General features: G+C 44.3%; 5 protein-coding genes and 1 pseudogene. 2 read left to right on the plus strand and 4 right to left on the minus strand.

Translation table 11 applies throughout. The features are described from left to right. Positions 1-176: 176 nt before the first annotated feature. Positions 177-1688 (minus strand): SagB/ThcOx family dehydrogenase, encoded by a 1512-nt coding sequence (locus H6F66_RS03020; RefSeq protein WP_190418089.1) that lies wholly within the window; start codon positions 1686-1688, stop codon positions 177-179. 671 nt (positions 1689-2359) lie between these two features. Further along, a complete protein-coding gene (locus H6F66_RS03025; RefSeq protein ID WP_190418081.1) occupies positions 2360-3295 on the minus strand; it encodes a DUF4349 domain-containing protein in 936 nt (311 codons plus the stop codon). Between the two features lie 161 nt (positions 3296-3456). On the opposite strand from H6F66_RS03025, the gene ilvC reads away from it, so the two are divergent. After that, entirely contained in the window at positions 3457-4482 is a 1026-nt protein-coding gene (ilvC, locus tag H6F66_RS03030) for a ketol-acid reductoisomerase (protein ID WP_277874018.1), read from the plus strand. Positions 4483-4553: 71 nt separating this feature from the next. On the opposite strand, the gene H6F66_RS03035 is transcribed toward ilvC, so the two are convergent. After that, positions 4554-4772, minus strand: a complete 219-nt coding sequence (locus H6F66_RS03035; protein WP_190418085.1) for a hypothetical protein — start codon at positions 4770-4772, stop codon at positions 4554-4556. Positions 4773-4895: 123 nt separating this feature from the next. On the opposite strand from H6F66_RS03035, the gene H6F66_RS03040 reads away from it, so the two are divergent. Then, positions 4896-7286, plus strand: coding sequence for a CHAT domain-containing protein (locus tag H6F66_RS03040; protein WP_190418087.1), 2391 nt, complete (start codon positions 4896-4898; stop codon positions 7284-7286). Between the two features lie 151 nt (positions 7287-7437). On the opposite strand, the pseudogene H6F66_RS03045 reads toward H6F66_RS03040, so the two are convergent. Then, positions 7438-8145: pseudogene (locus tag H6F66_RS03045) on the minus strand (SDR family oxidoreductase); the annotation flags it as partial. Positions 8146-8257: the final 112 nt, after the last annotated feature.

An 8257-nucleotide genomic window follows, 5' to 3' on the forward strand; every position in this document is an offset into this window, starting at 1 on the left:
TTATGAGTTATTGCCAGAAACATCGGAGACTTTTATTTATCTGGCAATGATCCGTATCATGGTCAGGCGGTTGGCATAATATTTAACCCCTCACCACTTTTCAAACATCCTCTTAGGCTTTTGCTAACGCACCGTTATAAACTTTTTTTTGTATGAGAGCCTTTTAGCTTTTATCTTTATCTTGGTTGCCCCAAGGTGGTAATGTAGAGAACCGCTTCATCAGCAGGGATGCCCAAGACTTCATTTACTTGGTTGTCAAAAAAGCCGCCGATACCGCTGACACCTAAACCAAGGTGAATGGCAGCTAAATTCAGCCGTTGTCCCAAATGACCAGCATCCATGTGTAAATAACGATAAACGCGATCGCCATATTGTCCCACAGCTGTTTTCAGATCCGCTGTGTGGAAAAGCACCGCCCCTGCATCTCTACCCAAATCTTGCCCCAGACACAAATAATGCAACTCGCGCCGGAAGTTTTTGAATCGAATTTGTCGCAGTTCTTGAGCCTTTGGCGCGTAATAGTAGCAACCTTCCTCCAAACCTGTCACCCCAGAGACGGCGATAAACGTCTCGATTAAATTCAAATCAAAGTAGTCTGGGGAACCATCTAAACCTTGCTCTATATAATGTTCTGGTTGGTAGGTGAAATCCAGTAAAGCTTTGAGTTCATCAAAAGTCAAATCTGCACCCGTGTAGGCACGAGTTGAACGCCGCTTGAGAATCGTGTTTTCTAAGTCTTGCAGGTTTTCTCCGCAATTAATCGGCGGTGTAACAGTGGAAACCTTGAGACAGAAAGGAAAGTTGTACTTGTCGTTTTTTGAATTTTGTGGTCGGGAAATATCTGGTTGTTGTTGCTCTATCTGCGTTGCTTTGTGGCAATAGTGCAGCAGTTCACCATCGGGGATATTGGGATAGTCGGTTTGGGTAGCGGAGGGCAAAGCAGTTTGAGCCAGGGGCAAGTTTTGTTTCACATCCAGCAAGTCTGCTAGGGGAAGGATAGCGATCGCGCCTTCTTGCTCCGGATCGAGGTATAGTAACTCATTAATCTCCCGATCCACAAATCCCCCAATTACGTGAGGGCGGTAATCATTCATAGTGCTGGCTAACTCAATATTGCCCAGCAAATGCCCCGTATCCAGAAAAATCCGCCGATAGGCCCGAGCTTGATAGCGCCAAGCCGAGCGATAAAATATTGCTGTCGTCACCAAGCACAGTTGGGTACTTTCCAACACTGGGTGCCAGAAACAAGCTTTTTGCAAGCTTTGCCAAACATCACTGTCCCAGAAATGAATCAGAGAATGGCTTTGCGGCTGATAGTTATACAGTCCAGGGGCAAGGAAAGGAGTCCCGCGAGAAATTAAATAAATTTCCGCCGGATACAAACCACCAGCAGAAGGTGCAGCCCTCAAATACATCGGATTTCCCAACGTCGGCACCTTGGCAGTCAAACCATAGCTGCAAAACAGCAGCCGCGATATACGCCGCCACCAGGCATCATCATGGTTCAACCCCTCTGATTTGTCTGCCAAATACGGCTTGAGGTCGTGGGATACCCCAATTTTGTATTCTTTAAAAGGTATTGGCTGACGTTCCCAATCCAACCCCTGACTCTTGGAGGCTATAGTCTGGGGGTCATATTTAGTCCGCTCATGGTAATGCTGAGCGATTGATACTTGCAGTTCTGGCATAGAATTTTCAGAACGCTTTGGCTTCGCCTTCCATCTTGCCATTCCCTGAGCCAAAAGTGTCATGCAGCTTAAATTTTGTAGGATGGGGTTCTTCCCACCCTACTGCGCTAGATTGTCGCCACTTACGCAAAAACAGGCTCCTTCCTTTTCCTTCTTCCCTTTGCGGTTTATGCGCGTTAGCGCATGGCGAGAGTCTGGAGAAACCTCAGCTGAAGCACTATGGGAGCATCGCGGGTTAGGAAGTAACGCGCAGTTACAATAGACGATTATCATCTCTTGAATAAAACTTTTTTCTTTTTTTTCTTAGGCTTTAAACCCACGACTAAAATCCTTTTTATCTTCTCTCCTTCTGCCCTCTGACTTTTTTGTAAATTCTTTCAATTTGAAGAAGTTAAGTATGGTGCGGTTATTACCTAATATTTATATATAGCGTTTCTCAGTTGGGTGGAGTATATCGCAATTCTGACTTTCAGGCAACCAAGGTTAGGGATATGGCATTGCCATGTCCCTACAGATTTATCGCACCCAACCCTTGAATTGCTATAGCAGTCATAAATAATTCCTGAAGGTTAGATACCCGATTTTTTTGAGAAGTCGGGTATCTAAAGGACTGGCATTTAACAACTCAAATAGGATTGCTATATACTATTCAAAAAAAAAGTTCAAGCAAGTTAACTGACTTTGGGTGGTTCAGACTGAGGAGGTGTGGGCGGAGTTTGCTGTTTTTTCAAGCGGTTATAACCAAGGCTAGCAGCAACTAAAATAAATACAAATGGACTGAAGACAGCTAACCAAATACTTAAACGAATTAAACCAACTGCGAGTTCGCCTAGCGAGTGAGTCGCCTGATTCCAAGTTTCTTTAACTTGGGAATTTAAAGGTATTTCTGGGGGAGTAGTAGCAATATTTTCCTCTAAAGTTAGGGTAATTGTAGAATAAGCAACACGACTGCGGAGATTTTTGAGCTGAGCATCAATTTGCTCAATGTTTTGCCGCACCTTGCTGAGTTGGTCGGCAACTTTCAGAACGTCCCCAACTGAGCCAGAACGCTCCATAATCTTGAGTAAAGTGCTTTCTTGTTTCCGCAAGTTTCGCAATCTTGCTTCGTTATCCACAAGTTGATCTGTGACATCTTCAGCAGTTAGAGTCCGACGCTGTACGGTTCCCAATTTTGCTAGAGTGTCGAGAGTAGTTTCCAGTTGATTTTGAGGAATCCGAATTTGCATAGATGCGGTGTGGCGATTACCATCTTTCGGCTTTTGATCTTGAAATCCTAATAAATCTCCCTGCTGTTGTTGAACAATTTTGGTAACTTGTTGAATAGTTTTTTCAATCGAATTTACACTAACTGCTATTTCAGCATTTTTAATCAATTGCGATCGCACTCTCGGCACCTGAGCCTTGGCTACAGATTGTGCTGTACTATTGTTGTTAGCTAGTGCTTCTGACGCAGGAGCAGGCATTGCCTGGGGACTTGGAACTGCGCGATCGCTAAGCATCATTGGAATTTGAACTTGAGCTGTATTAATATCAGAAGCACAACTGGTTAAAACGATGCCTCCCAGAAATGCACTTAAAAGTAAAGAAGGTTTAAGCGTCCAACTCATAACATAACCAAAATTAATTAACGCCAGTATGCCTGACTCCAAACCGGGACGCTAAAACGTTGCAGTTTATGCAACAAACGCGATCGCTTATCTCTTCCCTATCTTGCGTTGAGTGGTTCATTCTCTCCTGATCATCTGATAGAATCAAGAGTTTGCACTACTTGCGACGCATACGCTCAGGAGACACCCCTATGGCTCGGATGTATTACGACACCGACGCAAATTTAGACTTATTAAACGGAAAAACAGTTGCTATTATCGGCTACGGTTCCCAAGGACACGCCCACGCGCTCAATCTCAAAGATAGCGGTGTGAACGTCATTGTCGGACTGTATCCTGGTAGTAAATCTGCCGAAAAAGCCAAGGAAGCTGGTTTAGCTGTCCACAGTGTAGCTGATGCCGCCAAAGCAGCAGACTTTATTATGATTCTGCTGCCAGATGAAGTGCAAAAAACAGTTTACACCAACGAAATTCAGCCTAATTTGAGTGAAGGGAAAGTAATAGCTTTTGCTCACGGCTTCAATATTCATTTTGGTCAAGTTGTCCCCCCTGCTAATGTAGATGTGGTGATGGTGGCACCAAAAGGCCCTGGACATTTGGTGCGGCGGACTTACGAACAAGGGGAAGGCGTTCCCTGTTTGTTTGCGGTGTATCAGGATGCCTCTGGACAAGCACGCGATCGCGCAATGGCTTACGCTAAAGGTATCGGTGGCACTCGTGCTGGTGTCTTAGAGACAAGCTTCCGGGAAGAAACTGAAACTGATTTATTTGGCGAACAAGTCGTACTGTGCGGCGGTTTGAGTGCTTTGATTAAAGCAGGCTTTGAAACTCTCGTCAACGCTGGTTATCAGCCGGAATTAGCTTATTTTGAATGTCTGCATGAAGTCAAACTAATTGTTGACTTAGTTGTAGAAGGTGGTTTGGCAAAAATGCGCGATAGCATCTCCAATACTGCTGAGTATGGCGATTATACACGCGGCCCTCGGATTGTGAATGACGAAACTCGCGCTGAGATGCGGAAAATTCTTCAAGAAATCCAATCAGGGCAATTTGCACGGGAATTCGTGTTAGAAAATCAATCTGGAAAGCCTGGATTTACAGCGATGCGCCGTCAGGAATCCGAACATCCCATTGAGGAAGTTGGTAAGGATTTACGGGCGATGTTTAGCTGGTTGAAGAAGGTTTAAAGAAATAGCTAATTGCTAATGGCTAATTGCTAATGGCGATGAAAAATGAACCATTAGCAATTAGTCAATGACTACTTTCCTCCTTTTTCCTCTTGTTCAATGGCTTTTTCGGTGCGTTCATAAGGATTTCTGGGTTTCTTACTGGGGAATATTCCCAGTAAAGAATTATTTAAGGTGGTGCGAGTGTTGTAACTGGCTGTGCTTAAGGGTTTGGGAAGAAATTTATCGCCAAAACCAACGAAGACCAAGGCTAAAATAATGACAAATATCCCTGTTGTTTTTTTATCCATTACCGTATGAAAATTTGGCTAAGGTTTCTTCTCTTATTGTTCCCTCAAACCACACAAAAGTTAAACGGTACAAAGGTTAAATTTTACTTTTTATTTCTAATTGGTTGCTTTTTACCAACTTTTGTGAATTTATGTCTGATAACGCCGCCAGTTTTAGCTCAAACCCAAGATAATATTGAATTCAATGCCGATAAACTGCTAGGGCTAGGAATTCGACAGCATCAGACTGGGCAATTTGAAGAGTCGTTAAAGTCTTTGCAACAGGCGCTGAGACTGTATCAGGAGATTGGTTCGCGTACAGGAGAAACCAATACTCTGTTGAGTCTGGGAGAAACTTACTTTACTGTAGGGCAATATCTGCGAGCGATCGCATTCTATCAGCAGACGTTGGAAATTGTGCGGAGTATTGGCGATCAAGCAACTGAGGCTAAGACTTTAGATAATCTTGGTACTGCTTACTTTTATCTGGGAGATGAAAAGCAAGCTAAGGAATTTCGCACCGCCGCAGAAACTCTGAGAAAGGAAATTGGCAATCCCAAAAGAGAAGCAGCTTTCTTAGGCAATGTGGGGATAACTTCCGAGTCTGAGGGAGAATACCAAGATGCGATCGCATTGTATCAAGAACAGTTAGCAGCTGCGAGAGAAAGCGGCAATATAGAAGCCGTAGGTGATGCCTTAAACAACCTGGCAGCAGCTTACCGAACTTTGGGGCAGTATCCGCAGGCTATCGAATTTTACCAGCAGCAGTTGGTAATTGCAAGGAAAGCTAAAGATGCGACACAAGAAGCGTATTTTCTGAATAATATTGCCGAGTCTTACGAGTTGCTGGGACAATATCCGCAGGCGATAGAAGTCAGAAGAGAACAACTAGCGATCGCATCCAAAAGTGGCGACCCAGCAAAGGAACTTCTCGCCTTAAATAATTTAGCAAAATCTTATCAGAATGCCGGCCAATTTGAGAGCGCGATCGCACTATATCAGCAGCCCCTGGAAAAGGCAATAAAAGCAGGCGATCGCTTGGCAGAAGGGAAAGCGCTGAATAATCTGGGATTTGCTTTACTTAAATCCGGTAAACCAGAAGAAGCGAAAACAACTCTGGATAATGCTATTAAAGCATGGGAGGCAATTCGCGCTAAATTAGGTAGCGGCAATAATTATATAGACGCGCAAACTGCTACTTACCAGCGACTACAACAAGTTTTGATTGCTCAAAATCAACCTGTTGCGGCTTTGGAAATGGCAGAACAAGGACGCATCAGGACAATTGTAGATTTGCTACGATTGCGGTTAGATAGTGAACCAGTAGGGAATAATTTAAAACCAGCGCCGAAAAAACTTGTTTACCCAACAATTGCCGACATTCAGAAAATAGCTAAAGAAGAAAAAGCTACATTTGTTGAATATTCAATTGTTCCGGATGAAGGTGTGTATGCTTGGGTAATTCAGCCTACAGGAGAAGTGACATTTCGCCGGATTGAAATCAGCGCCAAAAATACAATTTATCCAATTACTTCTGTAGAGGATGTTATTTCTAGTATTCCGGAATCTCTAGGATTGAAAGGGAAAAAGGTAGAAAATTCGCCTAAACTACCTTCTTCACAGAAACCTAACTCAGAAGGGAAATCAGCACTTGAGCCAAAACCGTTATTGCAACTGCATCAGTTGTTAATTAAACCGATTGCTGACCTGTTACCAAAAGATCCCACCGCCCGCGTTATCTTTATTCCGCAAAAAGAAATGTTCCCAATTCCTTTTGCGGCTTTGGTGGATATCTATGGCAATTACTTAATCCAAAAACACACCATTCTAACTTCCCCATCAATTCAGTTATTAGCTTTAACTCGCCAACAACGCTCAAAAACTGCGGGAGGAAACCGCCTAGTAGTTGGCAATCCTGTAATGCCCCGAATTGCAGCCGCACCCGGAGAGACACCGAAAGCGTTACCGCCGCTTTTGAGTGCGGAACAAGAAGCCATAGAAATTGCTAAACAGTTCAATACTAAAGACCTGTTTATCGGCAATAAGGCAACCAAGGCAGCTGTGTTAGAAAAGATGCGGAAAGCCAAGAGTGTGCATTTGGCAACTTACGGGATACTAGATGATTTTAAACGACAAGGCATTCCCGGAGCGATCGCGCTTGCTCCCTTTGGTTCAGATAGTGGCTTACTCACCACTGCGGAAATTCTGGAATTGTACGCCCAACCAAAAGGGCAACGTCTGCGTCCGGAATTAGTCGTCCTCAGTGTAGCCGAAACTGGAAAAGGCAGAACTAACGGTGATGGGATTCTTGGTTTATCCGCTTCCTTGATGACAGTTGGCGTTCCCACTTTAATTATGCCTATGTGGTCAGCACCTGATGCTCCCACGAATGCTTTGATGAGTGAGTTTTACAAGCAGCTGAAGCAGAAAAATGATAAAGCCGAAGCCCTAAGAAATGCCATGCTGAAAATCAAGCAGCAAAATCCTCATCCTAAAGACTGGGCAGCATTTACCTTAATTGGCGAACCAAAATAACAACTCGTTCCCAGAGACTGGGAACGAGTATAGCGTTTCTCACTTGGGTAAAATATATCGCGTTCCTGACGTTCGGGCCCCTTGGTAGGGACATGGCAATGCCATGTCCTTACAGATGTATCCCACCCAACCCTTGAATTGCTATATATCCCTATGCTTGCTTATCCTTCAGCTGAAAGGTTTTCCGGAACACCCACTGCATGAAGCCGGGAAACATATTATAAGAAGCCTTCGATAGGTTGGCTGAACCAACTAACACCTCAGAATGCTGATGCTTCACCGCATCCCAGATAGCATCTGCCACATCCTCCGGTTTCTCCACCACAGGAACCTTCAGCACCTGATCGACCTGATCCCGACGGGCTTGGAAATCGTCGGCATTCTTGCCTCGAAAGATTGCCCGTTCCATAAAATCACTCTTGATTATATTTGGATAAATTCCACCAACATGAATGCCTTTTGGTGCTAGTTCCCCGTGCAGCGATCGCGTTAAACCAGTGACGGCAAACTTGCTAGTAGAATAAGGCACTAAGTAAGCAATGGGTACTTGCCCCCCAATAGAACTCACATTAACTATCGTGCCTCTTTTCCGCTCCAGAAAATGGGGCAATAAGGCGTGAATTGTGTGAATATACCCCCACAGGTTGAGGTCTATCGCCTGATGCCAATCATCTAGGGAAAATTCTTCAACTGGCCCAGATATGTAAAGGCCTGCATTGTTAATCAATACGTCGATAGTGCCAAAATGCTCCAGCGCCTTCTGAACGAGGGTTTCTACCTGTTTGGGATCTCTGACATCGGTGGGAATAGTTAGCGCTTGATGACCATGCGATCGCACTTCTTTGGCTGCGGCTTCTAAGAGGATGTTTTAAAAGTCGGTTAGATAGCAAAAAAGCTCACTCAGTGTAAGCTGCGAATATGTAGTACACAGCACTGAGAGAGCGTTATGAGTAAAGCTTACCCCAGTAATT

This window comes from Trichocoleus sp. FACHB-6, from assembly GCF_014695815.1.
In the GTDB taxonomy this organism is placed as follows: Bacteria; Cyanobacteriota; Cyanobacteriia; order Cyanobacteriales; family FACHB-T130; genus Funiculus; species Funiculus sociatus.

What these genes read in the sequence shown, in the direction of transcription:
- H6F66_RS03020 (WP_190418089.1), bottom strand. Translation starts at nt 1,688, where the DNA reads ATGCCAGAACTGCAAGTATCAATCGCTCAGCATTACCATGAGCGGACT.
- H6F66_RS03025 (WP_190418081.1), bottom strand. Translation starts at nt 3,295, where the DNA reads ATGAGTTGGACGCTTAAACCTTCTTTACTTTTAAGTGCATTTCTGGGA.
- H6F66_RS03035 (WP_190418085.1), bottom strand. Translation starts at nt 4,772, where the DNA reads ATGGATAAAAAAACAACAGGGATATTTGTCATTATTTTAGCCTTGGTC.